Annotated in this window: 14 protein-coding genes and 1 pseudogene; 9 read left to right on the top strand and 6 right to left on the bottom strand. The window is 73.2% G+C overall.

Annotation, left to right across the window (positions count from 1 at the left end):
* Positions 1 to 23 precede the first annotated feature (23 nt).
* Positions 24 to 1,640 carry a peptide-N4-asparagine amidase gene (locus ACF08F_RS21970; protein WP_392300205.1) on the top strand — a complete coding sequence of 539 codons (1,617 nt, stop codon included), beginning with the start codon at positions 24 to 26 and terminating at the stop codon, positions 1,638 to 1,640.
* 67 nt (positions 1,641 to 1,707) lie between these two features.
* Here the strand turns inward: ACF08F_RS21970 and ACF08F_RS21965 are convergent, their stop codons facing one another.
* The 3 genes from ACF08F_RS21965 to ACF08F_RS21955 all read right to left on the bottom strand — a co-directional run bounded on the left by ACF08F_RS21965 (position 1,708) and on the right by ACF08F_RS21955 (position 6,868).
* Positions 1,708 to 3,141, bottom strand: coding sequence for a Gfo/Idh/MocA family protein (locus ACF08F_RS21965; protein WP_392300204.1), 1,434 nt, complete (start codon positions 3,139 to 3,141; stop codon positions 1,708 to 1,710).
* A gap of 229 nt (positions 3,142 to 3,370) precedes the next feature.
* Positions 3,371 to 6,295, bottom strand: coding sequence for an FAD-binding and (Fe-S)-binding domain-containing protein (locus ACF08F_RS21960; protein ID WP_392300203.1), 2,925 nt, complete (start codon positions 6,293 to 6,295; stop codon positions 3,371 to 3,373).
* Between the two features lie 39 nt (positions 6,296 to 6,334).
* On the bottom strand, positions 6,335 to 6,868 hold the full coding sequence (locus ACF08F_RS21955; protein WP_392300202.1) for a MarR family winged helix-turn-helix transcriptional regulator: 534 nt from the start codon (positions 6,866 to 6,868) through the stop codon (positions 6,335 to 6,337).
* Positions 6,869 to 6,987: 119 nt separating this feature from the next.
* Between ACF08F_RS21955 and ACF08F_RS21950 the strand changes: the two genes are divergently transcribed.
* On the top strand, positions 6,988 to 8,838 hold the full coding sequence (locus ACF08F_RS21950) for an ABC transporter ATP-binding protein (RefSeq protein ID WP_392300201.1): 1,851 nt from the start codon (positions 6,988 to 6,990) through the stop codon (positions 8,836 to 8,838).
* A 288-nt stretch (positions 8,839 to 9,126) separates the two neighbouring features.
* Positions 9,127 to 10,032 (top strand): endolytic transglycosylase MltG, encoded by a 906-nt coding sequence (gene mltG, locus ACF08F_RS21945; RefSeq protein WP_392300200.1) that lies wholly within the window; start codon positions 9,127 to 9,129, stop codon positions 10,030 to 10,032.
* A 48-nt stretch (positions 10,033 to 10,080) separates the two neighbouring features.
* On the opposite strand, the gene ACF08F_RS21940 is transcribed toward mltG, so the two are convergent.
* Both ACF08F_RS21940 and ACF08F_RS21935 read right to left on the bottom strand, forming a co-directional pair.
* Positions 10,081 to 11,235, bottom strand: a complete 1,155-nt coding sequence (locus ACF08F_RS21940) for an NAD(P)-binding domain-containing protein (RefSeq protein WP_392300199.1) — start codon at positions 11,233 to 11,235, stop codon at positions 10,081 to 10,083.
* A 16-nt stretch (positions 11,236 to 11,251) separates the two neighbouring features.
* Positions 11,252 to 12,398: pseudogene (locus tag ACF08F_RS21935) on the bottom strand (LLM class flavin-dependent oxidoreductase).
* A gap of 355 nt (positions 12,399 to 12,753) precedes the next feature.
* Between ACF08F_RS21935 and ACF08F_RS21930 the strand changes: the two are divergent.
* The 5 genes from ACF08F_RS21930 to ACF08F_RS21910 all read left to right on the top strand — a co-directional run bounded on the left by ACF08F_RS21930 (position 12,754) and on the right by ACF08F_RS21910 (position 19,348).
* Entirely contained in the window at positions 12,754 to 13,614 is an 861-nt protein-coding gene (locus ACF08F_RS21930; RefSeq protein ID WP_392300198.1) for an ABC transporter ATP-binding protein, read from the top strand.
* The gene (locus tag ACF08F_RS21925) at positions 13,611 to 14,588 is read left to right on the top strand and encodes an iron-siderophore ABC transporter substrate-binding protein (protein ID WP_392300197.1); all 978 of its coding nucleotides are present in this window, start codon (positions 13,611 to 13,613) and stop codon (positions 14,586 to 14,588) included. Before ACF08F_RS21930 ends, ACF08F_RS21925 begins: the two co-directional genes overlap by 4 nt.
* 4 nt (positions 14,589 to 14,592) lie before the next feature.
* On the top strand, positions 14,593 to 16,659 hold the full coding sequence (locus ACF08F_RS21920; RefSeq protein WP_392300196.1) for an iron ABC transporter permease: 2,067 nt from the start codon (positions 14,593 to 14,595) through the stop codon (positions 16,657 to 16,659).
* 102 nt (positions 16,660 to 16,761) lie between these two features.
* Positions 16,762 to 17,310, top strand: coding sequence for an FABP family protein (locus tag ACF08F_RS21915; protein ID WP_392300195.1), 549 nt, complete (start codon positions 16,762 to 16,764; stop codon positions 17,308 to 17,310).
* Positions 17,311 to 17,314: 4 nt separating this feature from the next.
* Positions 17,315 to 19,348, top strand: a complete 2,034-nt coding sequence (locus ACF08F_RS21910; protein WP_392300194.1) for a prolyl oligopeptidase family protein — start codon at positions 17,315 to 17,317, stop codon at positions 19,346 to 19,348.
* A 28-nt stretch (positions 19,349 to 19,376) separates the two neighbouring features.
* Here ACF08F_RS21910 and ACF08F_RS21905 read toward each other — a convergent pair whose 3' ends face one another.
* On the bottom strand, positions 19,377 to 20,360 hold the full coding sequence (locus ACF08F_RS21905) for a LuxR family transcriptional regulator (protein ID WP_392300193.1): 984 nt from the start codon (positions 20,358 to 20,360) through the stop codon (positions 19,377 to 19,379).
* A 195-nt stretch (positions 20,361 to 20,555) separates the two neighbouring features.
* Between ACF08F_RS21905 and ACF08F_RS21900 the strand changes: the two genes are divergently transcribed.
* Entirely contained in the window at positions 20,556 to 21,971 is a 1,416-nt protein-coding gene (locus ACF08F_RS21900) for an aminopeptidase P family protein (protein WP_392300192.1), read from the top strand.
* Positions 21,972 to 21,983: the final 12 nt, after the last annotated feature.

Raw genomic sequence — 21,983 nt, 5'->3', positions numbered from 1 at the left:
TGACCGCGCTTCACTCCCGCCTCATGAGACCACCCAAGATCATGAGCATGCTCAGCGGTCTGATCCTGGCCGCCGGGGCCCTGCTCACCGCCCACCCGGCCGTCGCCGAGGGTCCGAACGGCCCGACGCCCCCGGCCGAGTTCAGCAGCGACTGGCACGACCCGGTCACCGCCGCCCCGCCCGTCGAGACCCCCGGCACCCACAGCTGCGCGGTCACCCTCGCCGCCGCGCAGTTCCGCGACTTCACCCCCTACCAGGGCCGATACACCCCGCCGAAGGAGTGCGGCACCCGCTGGAACAAGGTCGTCCTCCGGCTGGAGGGAAGCGTCAAGGGCCGCCAGTACGACCGCCTCGGCCATGTCTCCGTCGGCGGCGTGGAGATCCTCCGCACCTCCACGCCCCAGCCCTCGCCCGAGGGCATCACCTGGTCCGTCGAGAAGGACGTCACCCGCTACCGCGACACCCTCAGCCGCCCGCAGCCCGTCGAGATGCTCATCGGCAATGTCGTGAACGAGACGTACACCGGCGTCCTCGACGTCCGGGTCACCCTCACCTTCCACACCGCCGAGGGCCGCGTGAAACCCGCCGCCGGCACGCCCGACCGGGTGATCCCCCTCACCGGACCCGCCCTCACCACCCCGCGCAACACCGAACGGCTCCTCGCCGAGGTGTACGCCACCGGCTCCGGCGGCGGCTGCGAGGAGTACTGGTACCTCTCCGTCCCCGACACTGCCCCCTACTCCTGCCGGGCGACCGACGGCCCGCACCGCGAGGTCCGGATCGCCGTCGACGGCCGCCTCGCCGGCATCGCGGCACCCTTCCCCACGGTCTGGACCGGCGGCTGGTCCAACCCCTTCCTCTGGTACGTCACCCCCGGCCCCCGCGCCTTCGACGTCCAGCCGGTCGTCTACGACCTCACCCCCTTCGCCGCCCTCCTCAACGACGGCCGCGCCCACCGCGTGGAGGTCTCCGTCGCCGGCGTCCCGGCCGGTCTGAGCGGCTGGTCGGTCCCCACCAACCTGCTGCTCTGGCAGGACGAGGGCCGCCGGGTCGTCACCGGCGGACTCGACCGGCACGAGGAGAGCGCCCCGCGCAACTCCTCCGTCCACACGCCGGCCTCCGGGACCGCCCCAGACACCGTCGACACCGGGGCGGGGCACCGCCTCACCGTCGCCGGCCACCTGAACACCTCGCACGGCAGGGTCGTCACCACCGTGGACCGGACCGTCGGCCACGCCTCGGTCCACCGCTGGGGCGAGGGCGAGAACCCGGACGCGTTCACCGGGCGGTGGACGGACGACGAGACCGTGACCAGCGGCCGGACCGTCACGAGCGTCCGGCGCGCGTACACCATGGACGGCGAGACGACGATCGGCGCGGGCGACCGGCTGCGGACGGTCCTCACCCTCGGGGACCGCGCCGACACCCTCGTCCTGCGCGACGGGCGGCGCCTCTCCTGGTCCCGCCTGGACGACACGTACACCGGGGACGCGACCTACACCACCGGCGTGCCGCGCGACCAGCGGCGCGCGGTCGGCACCACGACCGAGCGGTACCGGGTGTACGGCTCCGAGGGCTGCTGGGACCGGAGCCTGACGACGGTTCAGGGGACGCTCACCGAGGACCGCCGGCGCTGCTGAACACGGCGGTGCCCGGCCCCCCTGCACTCGGGGGCCGGGCACCGGGCAGCTCAGGAGGGCGGCCGGGTCAGGGCTTGGCCGAGTCCACTCCCGAGCGGGGCTTGGTCCACTCGCCGCGCGTGAAGTCGGGGATCTCCTGCGGCGCGCCCTTCGCCTTGATCGAGGCGTGGCTCAGCGGTACCGGAGCCGTCCAGGTGGCGGCGTCGTACACGTCGAAGTCCGGGACGAGACCGAGCTGTACGCACTGCATCAGCCGGTAGATCATGATGTAGTCCATGCCGCCGTGGCCGCCGGGCGGGTTGGCGTGCTCCTTCCACAGCCAGTGGTCGAACTCGGCCGCGTACGAGGAGAAGTCGGCCCACTGGTCGTTGCTGTGGTCCGGCTCCAGGTAGATCCGGGCCGGGTAGTCCTCGAAGACGCCCCTCGTGCCGCCCAGGCTGTTGATCCGGCTGTACGGGTGCGGGGTGGAGACGTCGTGCTCCAGCCGGATCAGCCGCCCCTTGGCCGTCTGGACCATGCTGATCGTCCGGTCGCTCTCGATGTACGTCTCCTTCCAGCTCGGGTCGCCGGGCGGCATGTGCTCCGCGCGGTACTCGGCGAGACCGAGCGCCGGGGTGCCGAAGCTGCTGATGCTCACCACCCGGTCGCCCCGGTTGACGTCCATGTAGTTGGCGACCGGCCCGAAGCCGTGGTTGGGGTAGAGGTCGCCGCGCAGCTTCGTGTGCCACAGCCGGCGCCAGGGCCCCTCGTAGTAGGTGGGCGAGAACATCAGGCCGCGCAGGTCGTGGTTGTACGCCCCGGCACCGTGCAGCAGTTGGCCGAACTTGCCCGCGTGGGCCATCCGCAGGACCCGCATCTCGTTCCGCCCGTAGCAGCAGTTCTCCAGCTGCATGCAGTGGCGGCGGGTCTGCTCCGAGAGGTCGACCAGCTCCCAGAGCTCGGCGATCTTCATCGCGACCGGACACTCGACGCCGACGTGCTTGCCGTTCAGCATCGCCGCCCTGGCCATGGGGAAGTGCTGGTCCCAGGGCGTGGCCACGTACACGAAGTCGAGGTCGGAGCGGGCGCACAGGTTCTCGTAGTCGTCCTCGCCGTTGGTGTACACGGCGGGCGCGGGCCGGCCGGCGGCGACGACCTTGGCGGCGGCCCGCTCCGCCTTCTCCCGCACCGGGTCGCAGACGGCCACCACCCGCACCCAGGGGAGCGCGAGGAAGAGGCCGATCATGCCGTTGCCCCGGTTGCCGAGGCCGACGATGCCGACCCGGACCGTGGAGCGGCCCTCGAAGGGGACGCCGGCCATGGTCTGTCCGCGCCGCCTGGGGACGGTCCCGGCGGCGGTCTCCGGCTGTGCCGGCGCTGTGCCGGTGGTTGCGGCGGCGGTGGTGGCGGCCTGGGCGGACGGGGCCCCGGCCGCGGCGATGCCGAGGCCGGCTCCGGCCGCCCCGGCGGTGGTCCTGAGGACCTTGCGACGGCTCGGGCTGGGCGGTACCTGCTCGTTCATGGAACCTCCAGGAGCTTGTGCACGGCTGTTTCATGAATCCCGCACAGGACCCTGGCCCCGGTGACCGATGGTGCGCAAGGGCGCGGATAGGACTCTTGCGACGGGTAGTTGGACTTTACTGTTCCGGATATCGCACGGACTCGTACCCGACACCGTGTGATCACCCGAACATACGAAGGACCCCTCACCGGCCGGGGTGAGGGGTCCTGGGGGGCGGGCTGACGGACGGTCAGGGGCGGGTCGCGCGCTCCAGGGCCAGCAGCACCGACTGGTACGTGCGGCCGGTGGCCCGGTCCATCCCGATCTCGCACATCCGGTTGGCCGACAGGTGCACGTCGAAGGAGCGGGCCGTGACCTCGGCCGCCTCGCGCGCCGTCGCCGAGGCCGTCAGCTCCGGATGCAGCATCCCCCGGTCGCCCGCGAAGGCGCAGCAGCCCGCGTCGGCCGGGACCACGACCTCCTCGGCGCACGCCCCGGCGAGCCGGGTCAGCTGCTCCTCGTCGCCCAGGTGCCGCATGGAACAGGTCGGATGGACCACGGCGGAGGCGACCCGGCGGCGCACGTCGAGCCGGGGGAGCAGCTCGTCCGCGGCCCAGACGAGGGAGTCGAGGACGGTGAGCTCGGCGTGCAGCACGCGGTTGTCCGGCGTGAGGTACGGGACGACCTCGTGCGCGATGCCGAGCGTGCACGAGGAGGCGTCGACGACGAGGGGCAGGGTCCCGCCTGCGGTCCACCCCCAGGCGGCCTCGACGATCCGGTTGGCCATCAGCTCGTTGCCCCGCTGGTACCCCTTCGAGTGCCAGATCGTGGCGCAGCACGTACCGGCCGCGTCGTCGGGGATCCACACCGGTTTCCCGGCCCGCGCCGAGACGGTGACGACCGCCTCCGGCAGGGAGGGGCCGCGACGGTCCTCGGGGCCGCCGAAGATCCGATTCACACAGGCCGGGTAGTAGACGGCGGCAGCCGCCGGGCGGTGGGTGCGGGGCAGCCGGCGCGCGGCGGCGCCCGGGATCTCGGGCAGCCACTCCGGTACGAGGTCGGGGCGGACGGCCTTGCGGGCCAGGCCGGTCACCCGCGCCAGGACCCGGTCGCCGATCCGGTCGGCGGCGGCCACCGCGAGCCGCGCCGAGGCCTCCACCGCGCGGAAGTTCCGCGCGGCCAGGGCGGCGACCCGCTCCTCGCGCGGCGAGTGCCGCTCGTGCCGGAAAGCCTTCATCAGCGCGCCCGTGTCGATCCCGACCGGGCAGGCGATCCTGCAGGTGGAGTCGCCGGCGCAGGTGTCGACGGCGTCGTAGCCGTACGCCTCCAGGAGACGGGTCTCGACGGGGGAGCCGTCGGGCTGGCGCATCATCTCCCGGCGCAGCACGATCCGCTGGCGCGGAGTGGTCGTCAGGTCGTGGCTGGGGCAGGTGGGTTCGCAGAAGCCGCACTCGATGCAGGGGTCGGCGATCCGCTCCACGGACGGGATCGTCTTCAGGCCGCGCAGATGGGCCTGCGGGTCGCGGTCGAGGACGATCCTGGGGGCGAGGACCCCGTCCGGGTCGATGACCTCCTTGACCCGCCACATCAGTTCGGTGGCCTGCGTCCCCCACTCCAGCTCCAGGAACGGCGCGATGTTCCGGCCGGTCGCGTGCTCGGCCTTCAGCGAGCCGTCGAAGCGCTCCACGGTCAGCTTGCAGAACTCGTCCATGAAGGCCGCGTACCGCTCGACGTCGGAGGGGTCGCCGGCGTCGAAGGCGAGCAGGAAGTGGAGGTTCCCGTGGGCCGCGTGACCGGCGACGGCCGCGTCGAAGCCGTGCCGGGACTGGAGGTCGAGCAGTTCGGCACAGGCCTCCGCGAGCCGCGCCGGCGGCACCGCGAAGTCCTCGGTGATCAGGGTCGTCCCCGTGGGCCGCGAGCCGCCGACGGCCGACACGAAGGCCTTGCGGGCCTTCCAGTAGCCGCCGATCCGCTGCGGGTCGCGGGTGAACGCGTTCTCCACGGAGGGTACCGGGGCGACCAGGTCGAGCCCGGCCAGGACCGCGTCCGCCGCCCGCTCGTACGCCTCCCGGGCCGCCGCGTCCGGGGCCCGGAACTCGACCAGCAGCGCCGCCGTCTCCTTCGGCAGCTCCGCCCAGTCGGCGGGGACGCCCGCCACGCTGACCGAGGCCCGCAGCGTGTTGCCGTCCATCAGCTCGACGGCCAGCGCCCCGGCCTCGTTGAACAGCGGCACGGCCTCCGCGGCGGCCGGCAGGGAGGGGAAGAAGAGCAGGGCCGTGGAGACCTCGCGGTCCAGCGGGAGGGTGTCGAAGACGGTCTCGGCGATGAAGCCGAAGGTGCCCTCGGAGCCGACCATCAGCCCCCGCAGGATCTGGACCGGCGTGGCGCCGTCGAGAAAGGCGTCGAGCCGGTAGCCGTTGGTGTTCTTGATGGCGTACTTGGCCCGGATCCGGGCCGTCAGCTCGGTGTCCGCCTCGATCTCGGCCTTGAGCGCGAGGAGCCCCGCGCACAGCCGCGGCTCGGCGCGCGCGAGCTCCTCGTCGGCCGCCGGATCGGCCGTGTCGACCACCGTCCCGGACGGCAGCACGAAGGTGAGCGAGGCCAGGGTGCGGTACGAGTTCCGGGTGGTTCCGGCGGTCATCCCCGAGGCGTTGTTGGCGACGACCCCGCCCAGCGTGCAGGCGATCGCGCTGGCCGGGTCGGGGCCCAGGACCCGTCCGTGCGGGGCGAGCGCCGCATTGGCCCGGAAGACGGTGGTGCCGGGGCGGATCCGGGCGCGGGTGCCGCCGTCCAGGACCTCGACGCCCGCCCAGTGGCGGCGGACGTCGACGAGGATGTCCTCGCCCTGCGCCTGCCCGTTGAGGCTGGTCCCGGCGGCCCGGAAGACGACCTCGCGGCCCTTGCCGTGCGCGTACGACAGGACGGCGGAGATGTCGTCGATGTCCTCGGCGACCACGACGACCTGCGGGAGGAAGCGGTAGGGGCTGGCGTCGGAGGCGTACCGCACCAGGTCGGAGACGCCGGACAGGACCTTCTCCGCGCCGAGGAGCGCGGTGAGCTCCTTGCGCAGGCGCCGTGGTGTGCCGCGCGACTGGAGCTCCGGGACCCGGTCCGGGGCCGGACTCCGCTTCGTCCCGGGGCGGAGGGCCTGCGGGTTCGGTTCGAGCAGCGGCATGTCACGGCTCCCCTTCGGCGCGTCCCCGTGCCCGGGGGATCAGCAGCCGCGCTCCGGGACGCGGTCGACCAGAGCGGACAGCAGACCTCCGAGCACCTCGCGCTGATCGACGGTCAATGGAGCAAGGATGTCCTCTGCGGCCGCCCGGCGCGCGCTGCGCAGCTCCCGCAGCGTGGCGCGCCCCGCGTCGGTGAGCTCGATCCGGACCACGCGGCGGTTGCTCGGATCCGGCACCCGGCGCACCCGGCCGCCCGCCTCCAGACCGTCGACGAGACTGGTCACGGCCCTCGGGACGACCTCCAGCCGGGTCGCCAGATCGGCCATCCGGGGCGGCTCCCCGAAGTGCGCGACCGTGCGCAGGAGCCGGGACTGCGCGGGGGTGATGCCGACCGGCTCCAGGTGGTGCTTCTGGATGCGGTGCAGGCGCCGGGTGAGCCGCAGCAGCTGCTCGGCGAGGAGGCCGTCGGCGTCGGTCCCGTTCGGCCGATCGGTCCTGCTCGGCCGGTCGTCCCCGGCCGGCCGCTCGGTCTCGCTCGGCCGTTCGGTCCCGCTCGGGTGGTCGGAGGTGCTCATGCCGGGAACAATATCAGGACCGTGTTCATTGTGAGTATAGGTAACAATGAGCTAGGGTCTCTGTCGACCGGCACCCCGACCGGCGCCGGCCGACCTGCCTCCACCTCACGAAGGAGCCCATGCGCCCCCACGACCAGTCCGACTGGACGCCCCCGCCCCGCGATCCCGACCGGCCGAAGGAGCCCGCACAGCTGCGGCGCATCCTGCGGCTCTTCCGTCCCTACCGCGCCCGCCTCGCGCTCGTCGGCCTCCTGGTCGGCGCCGCCTCGCTGGTCTCGGTCGCCTCGCCGTTCCTGCTCAAGGAGATCCTCGACACTGCGATCCCGGAGGGCCGGACGGGGCTGCTCAGCCTCCTCGCCCTCGGCATGATCGCCACCGCCGTCCTGACCAGCGTCTTCGGCGTGCTCCAGACCCTGATCTCCACCACGGTCGGCCAGCGCGTGATGCACGACCTGCGCACCGGGGTCTACGAGCAGCTCCAGCGGATGCCCCTCGCCTTCTTCACACGCACGCGCACGGGCGAGGTCCAGTCCCGCATCGCCAACGACATCGGCGGCATGCAGGCGACCGTGACCTCCACGGCCACCTCGCTCGTCTCGAACCTCACCGCCGTCGTGGCGACCGTCGTCGCCATGCTCGCCCTCGACTGGCGGCTCACCGTCGTCTCCCTGCTCCTGCTGCCGGTCTTCGTCTGGATCAGCCGGCGCGTCGGCCGCGAGCGCAAGGCGATCACCACCCGGCGCCAGAAGCAGATGGCCGCCATGGCCGCGACCGTCACCGAGTCCCTCTCGGTGAGCGGCATCCTGCTCGGCCGCACCATGGGCCGCGCCGACTCCCTGACCAGGTCCTTCGCCGAGGAGTCCGAGCGCCTCGTCGACCTCGAAGTGCGCTCCTCCATGGCCGGACGGTGGCGCATGTCCACCATCGGCATCGTCATGGCCGCCATGCCCGCCCTGATCTACTGGGCCGCCGGCATCGCGCTCCAGTCGGGCGGCCCCGCGATATCGCTCGGCACGCTCGTCGCCTTCGTCTCGCTCCAGCAGGGCCTCTTCCGGCCCGCCGTGAGCCTGCTCTCGACCGGCGTGCAGATGCAGACCTCGCTCGCCCTCTTCCAGCGGATCTTCGAATACCTGGACCTGCCCGTCGACATCACCGAGGCCCCCGAGCCCGTCCGGCTCGCGAAGGTCCGGGGCGAGGTGCGGTTCGAGAAGGTCGAGTTCCGCTACGACCCCGAGGGCCCGGCCCGCCCGACCCTCGACGGGATCGACGTCACGGTCCCCGCCGGCGGCAGCCTGGCCGTCGTCGGCCCCACCGGCTCGGGGAAGTCCACCCTCAGCTACCTGGTGCCCCGGCTGTACGACGTCACCGGCGGCCGGGTGACCCTCGACGGCGTCGACGTGCGCGACCTCGACTTCGACACCCTGGCCCGGGCCGTCGGCGTCGTCTCCCAGGAGACCTACCTCTTCCACGCCTCCGTCGCCGACAACCTCCGCTTTGCCAAGCCGGACGCCACCGACGAGGAGATCGAGGCCGCCGCGCGCGCCGCCCAGATCCACGAGCACATCGCCTCCCTGCCCGAGGGGTACGACACCCTCGTCGGGGAGCGCGGCCACCGCTTCTCGGGCGGTGAGAAGCAGCGGCTGGCCATCGCGCGGACGATCCTGCGCGACCCGCCGGTGCTCATCCTCGACGAGGCGACCAGCGCCCTGGACACCCGTACCGAGCAGGCCGTGCAGCAGGCGATCGACGCCCTCTCGGCCGGCCGCACCACCATCACCATCGCCCACCGGCTCTCCACCGTCCGCGACGCCGACCAGATCGTCGTCCTGGAAGCCGGTCGCATCGCGGAGCGCGGGACGCACGAGGAGCTCCTCGACCGGGACGGGCGGTACGCGGCGCTGGTCCGCCGGGACGCCCGGGCCGGAGGCGAACAGGCGAACGTGGGAGCGGTTGTTCCCCAGAACGTGTGATCGTCTCGGGAATCGTTGCCCAACTCCCGTACGTCATCGGAAGATTACGGAGTGCGAGCGACGGGCTGCAGACCGCGACCGCACCGTCCCACTGATGTATCTGTACGAGGAGAAGCACCACCATGAACGTCATCACCGATCTGCTCGCCGGCGTCTTCCACTTCCTGGGTTGGCTCGTCTGACGATCGCAGTGCCCGGCGCCGTCGGTTCCCCGTCCCAGGGAACCGGCGGCGCCGCCGCGTGCGCGGGCTCCCCGGAATCCCGTTCAGCGCGGGTTAGCGTGCGGCCATGACGTACCGGCAGGCGTCACCGTACGCACACCCACGCCGCCCCCGCCGCCCCTCACTTCCCCGCCCGCCCCGGCCGCCGCGCCGCGCCCGCCTCACCCGGCGGGGTCGCCTGGCGCTCCTGCTCGGCGTCGTCGCCGTGGCCGCCACGATCACCGTCCCGCTCCTGCTGCTTCCGGGCGGCGACGAACCGGCCGTCGAGAAGCCGCGTACCCTCCTCGTCCCGGAAGGGTGGCGGTCGGCGCAGGTCTACACGGCCGTCGACCGGGCGCTCGGCCTGCCCGAGGGGACGGCACGCAAGGCCGCGACCGCGCCGGGCGCCGTCCTGCCGCTCCCGGACGAAGCCGGGGGCAACCCCGAGGGCTACCTCTTCCCCGCCACGTACCCGGTCGTGGCCGCCACCACCCCGGAGGGCCTCCTCCGCTACATGGCGCAGACCGCGGGCGAGCGGTTCGGCACCCAGCGGATCGCCGAGGGCGCACGGGCGTACGGGATGAGCGTCCACCAGGCGGTCATCGTGGCCAGCATCGTGCAGGCGGAGGCCGACAGTCCCGAGGACATGGCGAAGGTCGCCCGGGTCGTGCACAACCGGCTCGCCCGGGGCATGGCCCTGCAGATGGACTCGACCCTGAACTACGCGCTGGGCCGCAGCACCGTCGACACGAGCCTGGCGGACACGAAGATCAAGAACCCGTACAACACGTACGAGCGGAAGGGGCTCCCGCCGACACCCATCGGGAACCCGGGGGAGCAGGCGGTGGACGCGGTGATCCGGCCGGCGGACGGCGACTGGCTCTACTTCGTGACCGTGGCCCCGGGGGACACCCGCTTCACGGCGGACTACGCGCTCCATCAGGGACACGTGGCGGAGTTCAACGCGAACCGGCGTGCGGCCCCCGCGGGCTGAGCGCCGCGCCGTATCCGAAAGCGCCTGACCGCGCCGGCGGTCCGTGGCTCAGACCGTCGTAGCGGTGGCGGCGGTCTCGCGGTCCAGCAGGCGGCGGATCTCGGTGACGGCCGCGCGGCCGGCACGGTTGGCGCCGATCGTCGAGGCCGAGGGGCCGTAGCCGACGAGATGGACGCGCTCGTCCCGGACGGCTCGCGTCCCCTCGACCCGGATGCCGCCGCCGGGCTCCCGCAGGCGCAGCGGCGTCAGATGGTCGATCGCGGCACGGAAGCCGGTCGCCCAGAGGATCACGTCCGCGTCGACGGTCCGTCCGTCGTCCCAGGCCACTCCGGTCGGGGTGATCCGGTCGAACATCGGCAGCCGGTCCAGGACGCCGCTCGCGCGGGCCTCGCGGATCGCGTCGTTGAGCGGGAGTCCGGTGACGGAGACGACGCTCTGCGGCGGCAGCCCGAGCCGTACGCGCTCCGCGACGAGCGCCACGGCGGCGCGGCCCTCGGCCTCCCCGAAGGGGCCCTCGCGGAAGACGGGCTCGCGGCGGGTCACCCAGGTCGTCGCGGCGGCGACCTCGGCGATCTCCATGAGGTGCTGGGTCCCGGAGGCCCCGCCGCCCACGACGATCACCCGCTTCCCGGCGAACGCCTCCGGGCCCGGGTATCCCGAGGTGTGCAGCTGGCGGCCCCGGAAGGTCTCCTGGCCCTGGTACCGGGGCCAGAACGGGCGGTCCCAGGTCCCGGTCGCGTTGATCAGGGCGCGCGTCGCGTACACGCCCTCCGAGGTCTCGACCAGCAGCCGACCGCCGCCGTGCCCGGCTCCACCGCCGTCTCCCGCCGCGTCGCCGTCCTCCTCCCGGACGGCGGTGACGTCGACGGGGCGGTGGACGCGCAGGTCGAAGGTCCGCTCGTACGTGTCGAAGTACGCGCCGATCACCTCCGAGGACGGGCGCGCGGGGTCGGCGCCGGTCAGCTCCATGCCGGGCAGCGCGTGCATCCCGTGCACCTTGCCGTACGTGAGGGAGGGCCACCGGAACTGCCAGGCACCGCCCGCGTGCGGGGAGTGGTCGAGCACGACGAAGTCCCGGTCCGGTTCCAGGCCGGCGCGCCGCAGGTGGAAGGCGGCGGAGAGGCCCGCCTGTCCGGCGCCTATGACGACGACGTCCACCGTCCGGGCCTCCGCCCCTGCCCCCGCTGCCGCTGCTGCACCCATGTCGTTCACGGTTCCACTAACTCCGTGAGGGCCGCGGATCTTCCCGGCGGGCCACGAGCCCACGCGCCACGAGCTCCGGCGTCACGCCCTCGCCGAACCAGTACGCCTCCTCCAGGTGCGGATAGCCCGAGAGGACGAAGTGCTCCACGCCCAGGTCGTGGTACTCCTCGATCCGGTCGGCGACGTCGAGGTGGCTGCCGACCAGCGCGGTGCCGGCCCCGCCCCGGACGAGGCCGACCCCCGCCCACAGGTTCGGCGAGATCTCCAGCTTGTCCCGGTCGAGGGAACCGCCGCCGTGGAGGGCGAGCATGCGCCGCTGGCCCACGGACTCGGTGCGGCCGAGGAGCCGCTGGGCCGTGGCGACCGTTCCGTCGTCGAGGTCGGCGAGGAGGCGGTCGGCCGTCGCCCAGGCCTCCCGCGCCGAGTCGCGCGAGACCGTGTGCAGCCGGATGCCGAAGCGGACCGTCCGGCCGCGCTCCTCGGCGAGGCGCCGGATCCAGTCGATCTTCTCCTTCACCTGCCACGGCGGCTCGCCCCAGGTCAGGTACACATCCGCGTGCTCCGCCGCGACCGGGCCCGCGGCGGCGGAGGAGCCGCCGAAGAAGACCTCCGGCAGCGGCTCCGGCGGCAGGGCGGTCAGCCCGCCCTCGATCCGGAAGTGCTGCCCGTCGAAGTCGTACGGCCGGCCGCTCCAGACGCCCCGCACGACCGACAGGAACTCGGCCGTGCGCGCGTAGCGCCGGTCGTGGTCGAGGCGGTCGCCGAAAGCGGCGCTGCTCGGCGGAGTCGCCCCCGGTCACCACGTTGAGCAGCAGCCTGCCCCGGGTGAGCCGCTGGTACGTGCCTGCCATCTGGGCCGCGAGGACGGGGGAGATCACGCCCGGCCGGAACGCCACCAGGAACGTGAGGCGTTCGGTGTGCTGCGCGAGCGCGACCGTGGTCAGCCAGGCGTCCTCGCACCACGTCCCGGTCGGGGTCAGTACCGCTTCAAAGCCCAACTGCTCGGCTGCTTTGGCTATTTGGATCAGATAGTCGAGGTCGGGGGCGCGGAGCCCCGGCGCGGTCCCGTTCCGGGTGATCCCGCCGTCCGCGTACGCGTGCCGGTCGACGAGGGTGCGGCCGTCGCCGCCGGTCGGCAGGAACCAGTGCAGGTGAACGGTCATCGGGGGAGGCCTTTCCGTCGGCGCGAGAAGGTGCGCCCCGGCGGCCGTGGGTGCGGAGCGGGCACGCGGGCGCACGACGGCAGAGGCGGGAGGTGAAGGGAGGAGAGGGGGAGTCGGTGATGAGAAGGCGTCAGCGGCCGCGGCGACACGCGGCGGAGGCCACTCGCAGCAGGTCGATGTGACCGCGCGTCGTGAGCAGGGCTGTACGCAACATGGCGCGAACGTAGCCGCCCACCGTGAAGGGGGTCAACGACCGCTCCGGCACGTAACCCGGTCGGCTTGGCCGGAATTCGCCTTGTGTCCGGGCGCTGGACGCCCTTTTGCGTCCAGCTAAGGTTAGGCTAACCTTCGGGGCGTGCAAGCAGGTGAACAGACCTCCGCGGCCCCGGGCCCCCACGGTCATGAACTCTCGGCCATGGGCGTCACCGTGGCGTACGAAGGCGTCGACGTCGTCCACGACGCGGCCATGACGCTGCGCCCCGGCGAAGTGACCGTACTCGTCGGCCCGAACGGCAGCGGCAAGTCGACGCTGCTGCGCACCCTCGCGCGCCTCCAGCAGCCGCGCACCGCCACGCTCCTCCTCGACGGCGACACCGACGCCCTCGCCCTGAACCCCCGTGAGTTCTCGCGCCACGTCGCCCTACTCACCCAAGGCAGGCCCACCCCCAGCGGCCTGACCGTGCGGGACCTGGTCGAGTTCGGCCGCTACCCCTACCGGGGTCGCTGGGGCAAGGCGGACCCGGGCGGCCGGGAGGCGGTGGACCGCGCGCTCGCCATGACGGGCGTCACGGAACTCGCCGAGCGCGGCGCCGAACACCTCTCCGGCGGCCAGCTCCAGCGCGTCTGGCTCGCCGGCTGCCTCGCGCAGCAGACGGGCGTGCTGCTGCTCGACGAACCCACGACCTACCTCGACCTGCGCTACCAGGTCGAACTCCTCGACCTCATGCGCGATCTGGCGGACGACCACGGCATCGCCGTCGGCGCCGTCCTCCACGACCTCGACCAGGCCGCGGCCGTCGCCGACCGGATCGTCCTGCTCGACGCGGGACGGGTCGTCGCGGACGGCGACCCCGAGGACGTACTGACTCCCGAGCGGCTGACCGGCACGTACGGCATCCGCATCGACGTAGACACCGACCCCCTGACCGGACGGCTGCGCACGCGCGCGATCGGTCGGCACCACTCGCGAAGCGAAAGGCTCAGCAGCACCTCATGAAGCGCCTCCTCCTCACCACGGCGATCGCGACCACCGCGGCCCTGGCCCTGACGGCCTGCGGCACCACCGAGCCTGCCGCCGACGACGCGAAGAAGTCCACCGAGCGCATCACCCTCACCGACTCCACGGGCGAGAAGATCGAGCTCGACGGCCCCGCCAAGAAGGTCGTCGGCACCGAGTGGAACGTCGTCGAGCACCTCATCACCCTGGGCGTCGACCCGGTGGGCGTCGCCGACGTCAAGGGCTACAAGACCTGGGACACCGCCGTCCCGCTCAAGAACGAGCCCAAGGACATCGGCACCCGCGGCGAGCCCAGCGTCGAGACCGTCGCCGCCCTCAAGCCCGACCTGATCGTCGCCACCACCGACCTGCCGCCGGCCGCCGTGAAGCAGCTGCGCAAGGTCGCCCCGGTCCTGACGCTGAAGGCCGCCGACGCCGCCGACCAGATCGGCCGCATGAACGCCGACCTCGACGCCATCGCCAAGGCCACCGGCACCACGCCGAAGGCCGAGGAGCTGAAGACGCAGTTCCAGGCCAAGCTCGACGAGGGCAGGAAGAAGCTCGCCGACGCCGGTCTCGCCGGGACGAAGTACGCCTTCGCCGACGGCTACGTCATGTCCAACCAGGTCTCGATCCGCCCCTACACCAGCGGCTCGCTCATCGGCGCGGTCAACGAGAAGCTTGGCCTGAAGAACGCCTGGACCGTCAAGGGCGACCCGGCCTACGGCCTCGGCGCCACCGACGTCGAGGGCCTCACCAAGCTCGGTGACGTCCAGTTCGCCTACGTCGGCAACGACGGCGACGCCTCCAGCACCCCCTTCACCGGTGTCCTCGCCAAGGACAAGGTGTGGACGTCCCTGCCGTTCGTCAAGAAGGGCGACGTGCACCGGCTGCCCGACGGCATCTGGATGTTCGGCGGCCCCCAGTCCATGAGCAAGTACGTCGACTCCGTCGTCGCCGCCCTGACGAAGTAACACCATGGCCGTCACCGCAACCACCCCCGCCACCCGTCCGCCGACGGCCACGTCCCGGACGGGCGCGGCCCCGGTGACGGCCGCCCTGGTCCTCCTCGTCGCGGGCCTCGCGCTCGTCGACATCACCCAGGGCACCGCCGCGGTCGGCGCGCCCGAGGTGTGGAAGGCGTTCACGGGCCAGGCCGATCCGGCCGACGCGTCCGTCGTCATCGCCTCCCGCCTGCCGAGGATGACCGCCGGCCTCCTGGTCGGCGCCGTCCTCGGCATGGCGGGCGCCGCCCTCCAGGCCGTCAGCCGCAACGTGCTGGCCTCGCCCGACACCCTCGCCGTCAACGCGGGCTCCTACTTCGCGCTCGGCCTCACCTCCGCCTTCGGCCTCTCGCTGCCGCTCTTCGCCTCCTCGGCCTTCGCCTTCGCCGGCGGACTCGCGGCGGCGGCCGTCGTCCTCGTCCTCTCGGGCCTGGGCGCCGGAACGGTCCGCCTGGTCCTCGCGGGCAGCGCCCTCACCCTCGGCCTCACCGCCGTCACCGAGGGCCTGCTCCTGCTGTTCCCTCAGCAGACCGAGGGCCTCTACCACTGGAACCAGGGCAGCATCGCCCAGAGCGGCTTCGACGGTGTCCTGCAGATGGCCCCGATCGCCGTCGCCGGCCTCGTCGGCCTGCTGCTCCTGTCCCGCCGGGTCGACGCCCTCGCCCTCGGCGACGACGCGGCCCGCGGCCTCGGCGTGCCCGTCCGGGCCACCCGGGTCACCGCCGTCGTCCTCGCCGCCCTCCTCTCCACGGCGGCCGTCACCCTCGCCGGACCCGTCGGCTTCGTCGGCCTCTGCGCCCCCGCGCTCGTCCGGCCCCTCGCCCGCAGGTTCCGCGGCTTCACCAAGTCGCGCGGCTTCCTGCCCGCCGCCGGACTCACCGGCGCCGCCCTCGTGCTCGGCTCCGACGTCCTGCTGCGCGTCCTCGTACCGTCCGACGTGGTGGTCTCCGTGCCGACCGGCGTCGTCACCAGCCTGGTCGGCGCCGTCTTCCTCATCGTCATGGCCACCCGCGTCCGGGACACGGCCGGAGCCACCGCCTCCGAGCGGCTCCGCATCAGGAGCAGGGCCCGCTTCCTCGCCGTCACCGCCGCCCTGGTGGCCGTGGCGATCGGCGTCACCGTCGCGGGCGTCCTGCTCGGCGACAGCAAACTGCTCCTCGGCGATGTCGTGAACTGGGTCCAGGGCCAGGCCGGCCGGACCGTCACCTTCGTCCTCGACACCCGGGTGCCCCGCGTCCTCGCCGCCCTCTTCGCGGGAGCCGCGCTCGCCCTGGCGGGCACGATCGTCCAGGCCGTCACCCGCAACCCCCTCGCCGAACCCAGCATCCTCGGCATCTCCGGCGGCGCCGCGCTCGGCGCCGTACTCCTGGTCACGACCGTGCCCGTGGCCGGGTCGTGGGGCATGGCGGGCGCCGCGTTCGCGGGAGCCGTCGTGAGCTCGGTCATCGTGTTCGGGCTCGCCGCCCGGGGCGGGTTCCAGCAGAACCGGCTCGTCCTCGTCGGCTTCGGCCTCGCCACCGCCGCGGCGGCCCTGATCAGCCTCCTGATCATCCTCACCGACCCCTTCAACGCGACGAAGGCCCTCACCTGGCTCTCGGGCTCCACCTACGGGCGTTCCATGCCCGACGTGGTCCCCCTCGTCGCCGTCCTCGCCGTGGGTCTGGCCGTCGCGTTCGCCCGGCGCACCGAACTCGACCTCGTCTCGCTCGACGAGGACACCCCGCGCCTCCTCGGCCTCGGCCTCGGGCGTGCCCGCCTCGGCTTCCTCGCCCTCGCCGTCCTGCTCACCGCCACCGCCGTGGCGGCCGCGGGCACGATCGGCTTCGTGGGACTCGTGGCACCGCACGCGGCCCGCGCCCTCGTCGGCCGGCAGCACGCCCGCGTCGTCCCGGTCGCCGTCCTCCTCGGAGCCGCACTCGTCTGCACCGCGGACCTGGTGGGCCGCACCGTCATCGCCCCGGCCCAGCTCGGCGCCGGCCTGATGACGGCCGTGATCGGCACCCCGTACTTCCTCTACCTGCTGGTACGCAGCCGGGGATAGCCACGCACGGGAGCACCGGTCGCGGTCGGCACACCGCGACCGGTCACGGGCCGAGGTCCTAAGCTGCCATCCGGCACAGGTCCCGACCCAGGAGCGCACCTCATGTTCGACCGCGACCGGAAGCACCCCTACCCCGACGCCCTGCGCGCGGACGCGGCGCCCGCGCCGCACGCGCTCCTCGCGCCGGTCACCGGTCTGCTGGGCACCTGGACCGGCCGGGGCCGCGGCTCGTACCCGACGCTCGCCGAGGAGTTCGCGTACGAGCAGGAGGTCACCTTCAGCCACGACGGGCGCCCCTTCCTCCACTACGAGGCCCGCGCCTGGATCGTCGACGCCGACGGCACCCCGCTGCGGCCCGCCGCCCGCGAGAGCGGCTGGTGGCGCGTGCAGCCCGACGGGCGCGTCGAGGCACTGATCACCCAGCCCACCGGCATCGCGGAGATCCTCGTCGGCACCGCGTCCGAGGGCGGGGCCGACCTCACCACCCATCAGGTGGCGCTCACCCCCACCGCCAAGGAGGTCACCGCCACCCGCCGCCGCTACACCCTCACCGACGAGGACACGCTCGACTTCCGCCACGACCTCGCGGCGGTCGGACAGCCCCTCCAGTACCACCTTTCGGCACAGCTCCGACGCGAGAACGGGAACTGAATCCATGCGCCGAGTCCCCGAGGACGACCCGTACCTGTGGCTGGAGGAGGTGTCCGGCGAGCGCGCGCTCGCCTGGGTCGCCGAGCGGAACGCCGAGACGGCCGACGCCCTGGCCGCCGACCCCGCGTTCGCCCCCCTCAAGGAGCGGGTGCGCGACGTCATGGACGCCGCCGACCGCATCCCCTACACCGTCCGGCGCGGCGCGCACCTCTACAACTTCTGGCGCGACGCCGAGCACCTGCGGGGCGTGTGGCGGCGCACCACCCTGGAGCAGTACCGCAAGGACGCCCCCGAGTGGGAGGTCCTCCTCGACGTCGACGCGCTCGCCGAGGCCGAGGGCGAGAAGTGGGTCTGGGACGGGGCCCGGGTCCGCCGCCCCGACCACGACCGCGCGCTGGTGCGGCTCTCGCGCGACGGCGGCGACGCCGTGGTGGTCCGGGAGTTCGACCTCGGCACCCGGCGGTTCGTCGAGGACGGCTTCCGCGTCGCCGAGGCGAAGACCCGGACGGGCTGGATCGACGGCGACACCGTCTTCGTCGGTACGGACACGGGGCCCGGCTCGCTGACCGACTCGGGCTATCCGCGCCAGGTCCGCAGATGGCGGCGCGGCACCCCGGTGGAGGAGGCCGAACTCGTCTACGAGGCCGGCCAGGGCGACGTCTCGGCCTGGGGCTACCGCGACGACACCCCCGGTTTTGAACGGGACTTCGTCGGTCGCGCCCTCGACTTCTTCCGCAGCGAGACGTACCTCCTGCGGCCCGACTCCACGCTCGTCAGGATCGACGTCCCCGAGGACGCCGTCGCCTACGCCCACCGGCGGCACCTGATCGTCACCCTGAAGTCCGACTGGCTCGGGCAGCCGACCGGCTCCCTCCTCGCCTTCGACTTCGACGCCTTCCTCGCGGGCGACCGCACCCCCGAGGTGCTGTTCACCCCGGACGAGCGGACGGCCCTGGCCGGCCACGCGTGGACCCGTCACCACCTGATCCTGGAGACGATGCGCGACGTCAGCACCCGCATCGAGGTCCTCACCCCCGCCCCCGAGGGCGGCTGGACCCGCGCCCCGCTCGTCGGCGTACCCGAGCTGTCCGCCGTGAGCGTCGTCGACACCGACCCCGACGTCTCCGACGAGTACTTCCTCGACGTCTCGGGCTTCCTCCAGCCCTCCGCCCTGCACCGCGGGGTCATCGGCGGCGACACGGAGCTCCTCAAGCAGGCCCCGGACCGCTTCGACGCGACCGGGCTCACGGTGCGGCAGCACTTCGCGGCCTCCCCGGACGGGACGCGCGTGCCGTACTTCGTCATCGGCCCCGACCACGCCGCCACCGGCCCCGGCCCCACCCTCCTCTACGGCTACGGCGGCTTCGAGGTCTCCCTCACGCCCTCCTACGCCTCCGTCACCGGCCGGGCGTGGCTGGAGCGCGGCGGCACGTACGTGATCGCGAACATCCGCGGCGGCGGCGAGTACGGCCCCGACTGGCACCAGGCCGCGCTGGGCGCCGAACGGCCGCGCGCCTTCGAGGACTTCGCGGCCGTCGCCGAGGACCTCGTCGCCCGGGGCGTGACCACCCCGGCCGTGCTCGGCGCCTCCGGGGGCAGCAACGGCGGCCTCCTCATGGGCGCGATGCTCACCCGCCGCCCCGAGCTGTTCGGCGCGATCGTCGCCCAGGTGCCGCTGCTCGACATGACCCGCTTCCACAAGCTCCTCGCGGGCGCGTCCTGGATCGCCGAGTACGGGGACCCCGACGACGAGGCCGATCTGCCGCACCTCCGCGACATCTCCCCGTACCACCGCCTCTCGGCGGACGCGGTCTACCCGCCGGTGCTCCTGATGACCTCGACCCGCGACGACCGGGTCCACCCCGGGCACGCCCGCAAGGCGGCGGCGCGGCTGCGGGAACTCGGCCATCCGGTGCTCTTCCACGAGAACACCGGCGGCGGCCACGCCGGCGCGGGCGACAACGAACAGGCCGCCCACAACAGCGCCCTCGTGCACACCTTCCTGTGGCAGCGGCTGGCGGGCCCGACCGCCGGGTGACCATCCGTACGGCCCACCAGGCCCGGTGTCACAACCAGCCGTGACGCTGGGCCTGGAGGGCCATCTGGAAACGGCTGGACGCGCCGAGCCGGGCCATGAGGATCTGGATCCGGCGGAACAGCGTCCGGCGGCTGACCCCGAGCTCCCGGGCGATCACCTCGTCGCTCGCGCCGCCCGCGAGCAGCCACAGCAGCCGCCGGTCGGCCGGCGGCAGCCCGCCCGGGCGCGCGGTGTGGCCGTGGAAGGGCAGGGCGCTCTGCCAGGCCTGCTCGAAGAGCGCCACGAGCGCCGAGAGCAGCCCGCAGGGCTGGACGACCAGCATCGTGTTGTGGACGTCCGCCTCCTTGATCGACAGCGACACCAGCGCGTACGCCTCGTCGATGATCACCAGCTTGACCGGCACCGACGGCAGCACCCGCGCCTGCTCGCCCGCCTCCACGCACGGCTCGATGGCCGACTCCAGATTGCCCGGCAGCTCCAGCGACTCCCGTGAGTACACGACGCGCTGCGTCACCCCGCGGGCCAGGGTGGCCAGCGCGTCCTCGGTGGCCTCGGGCAGCGGGAAGTACGGCGGGGAGTCGAGCTGGCGGATCTGCCGACGGGCGCTGGCCCAGGCCTGACGCATCCGCAGGCCGATCGCCTCGCCGCTGACGACCTCCACGAGATGGTCGGTGTCGCCGGCGAGCCGCTGCCTCCGGAACGACTCGAACGCGCTCCCGACGGTGATCCGGGACTCGTCGAGCTCGGCCGCCCGGTGCCGGCCGAGGATCTCCAGCCCCGCGGCGGGCGGCACGGGCGCCACGACGTCCTCGCCCTCCGCGGCGGCGCTCGCGAGACCGGCGTCGACGAGCGCCCCGTACGCCGCCGACAGCGCCGCGCCCTCCACCCCGGCCGCCGAACCGACCGCGCTCAGCGGCGCGGGCGCCAGCTCCAGGAGCTCCAGGTAGACCCGTGCCGCCTCGTCACCGATCCCCAGGAGCCGGAGGGCCTCACCGAGCTTCGCATTCGCCATGGGCCGCATTATCGACGGCCCGGAGGCCGCTCCGCACCCGTGGGAGAGGCGTCGGATGGCCGATCTGTGCCACTGGCGGTCCTGGGCACCCAGCGGGCTCCGCGCGCAGTACTGTCCGTGAGCCGCCGATGACCGGTGGCTCACGGAGGACCACTCCGGGAAGAACCGAGAAGAACCGAGAAGAAGGTGCATCGCATGGCGAAGCGTCGAAAGAACGGGCTCTACGACGGCGTCTCCGCGGAGCTCTCCGCCCTGATGCGGACGGGCTGGGCCGACACCGAGCGCCACGGCCTGGAGGCCGACGAGCAGGCTCCGTACGCGGCCGCCCGCCGCGCGGCCCTCTCGGCCCGCTTCCCGGGGGAGCGCCTGGTGATCCCGTCCGGCAATCTCAAGACCCGCTCGAACGACGACACCTACCCGTTCCGCCCGTACACCGGCTACGTGCACATGACCGGCGACCAGGCCCGCGACGGCGCCCTCGTGCTCGAACCCCGCGCGGACGGCGGCCACGACGCGTACTGCTACCAGCTGCCCCGCGACAGCCGCGACAACGACGAGTTCTGGATCGGCTACTCGGCCGAGCTGTGGATGGGCCGCCGCCGCTCCCTCGCCGAGGCCGAGTCCGTCCTCGGGCTGCCCTGTCGCGACGTCCGCTCGATCGCCGCCGACCTGGCCGCCGCCTCCACCGAGGTCCCCACCCGGATCGTGCGCGGCCACGACCCGGCCCTTGAGGCCGCCGTCACGACCGACGAGGAGCGCGACGACGAGCTGGAGGAGGCGCTCAGCGACCTCCGGCTCGTCAAGGACGACTGGGAGATCGGCGAGATGCGCAAGGCGGTGGACTCCACCGTGCGCGGATTCACCGACTGCGTCGCCGAGCTGTCCCGGGCGGTCGCCACCTCCGAGCGGTGGATCGAGGGCACCTTCTTCCGCCGCGCGCGCCTGGAGGGCAACGCCCTCGGCTACGGCTCGATCTGCGCCGCCGGCGAGCACGCCACGATCATGCACTGGACCGACAACGACGGACCGGTCCGCCCCGGCGAGCTGCTCCTGCTCGACGCCGGCGTGGAGACCAACTCCCTCTACACCGCCGACGTCACCCGCACCCTCCCGATCAGCGGCACCTTCAACGACGTGCAGCGCAAGGTGTACGACGCGGTGTACGAGGCCCAGGAGGCCGGCATCGCCGCCGTCAAGCCGGGCGCCCGGTATCGCGACTTCCACGAGGCGTCCCAGCGCAGCATGACGGCGAAGCTGGTCGAGTGGGGCTTCATCGAGGGCCCCGTCGACCGGGCGTACGAGCTCGGCCTCCAGCGCCGCTTCACGATGGCCGGCACCGGTCACATGCTGGGCCTGGACGTCCACGACTGCGCCCACGCGCGGAACGAGGAGTACGTCGACGGCCTCCTGGAGCCGGGCATGGTGCTCACCGTCGAGCCCGGCCTGTACTTCCAGCCGGACGACCTGACCGTGCCCGAGGAGTGGCGTGGCATCGGCGTCCGGATCGAGGACGACCTGGTCGTCACCGAGAACGGCAACGAGAACCTGTCCGCCGGCCTGCCGCGCTCCTCGGCCGAGGTCGAGGCGTGGATGGCCGAGTACGCGGGCTGACGGGCCCGCGCG

This window comes from Streptomyces sp. NPDC015130 (assembly GCF_043080005.1).
In the GTDB taxonomy this organism is placed as follows: Bacteria; Actinomycetota; Actinomycetes; order Streptomycetales; family Streptomycetaceae; genus Streptomyces.
Note: the sequence above shows the minus strand (reverse complement) of the source record. Positions and strands in the feature narration are given on the sequence as shown.